The following is a 314-nucleotide window of genomic DNA, read 5'->3' on the forward strand; positions in this document are numbered from 1 at the left end:
CAACGCTTCGCAGTTCGCTTTCGAAGCAGGCAATATTCCGATCGACGAAGCCAAGCGTCGATTGATTCTGGAGGCAGCGGCGCAGGTTGATGCTACGACCAACCAAAGACTCAACGAGCATCGCCCCATCACCGATCAGGTCGATGAAGAAGCATTGTCGTTCTTGACTAAGAATCGCCCCGGATTCGATTGGGGTAAAGGATTCGAAGAGCCTGACACAACCCGGTATCTCGCCACGCCCGGTTCCGCGACCAGCTCGCTGGTGATGTCGACGCGTTCCAGCAGGTCTATAACACGCTGCAGGGAGGAGGGCT

Annotated in this window: 1 protein-coding gene; it reads left to right on the forward strand. The window is 56.4% G+C overall.

Features of this window, described 5'->3' with window-relative positions; all coding sequences use genetic code 11:
* Positions 1-314 (forward strand): hypothetical protein (locus tag TX83_RS23540; RefSeq protein ID WP_186442672.1); only part of this gene is annotated, 314 nt, incomplete at both ends.

This window comes from Lysobacter antibioticus HS124 (assembly GCF_000336385.2).
Taxonomy (GTDB): Bacteria; Pseudomonadota; Gammaproteobacteria; order Xanthomonadales; family Xanthomonadaceae; genus Lysobacter; species Lysobacter firmicutimachus.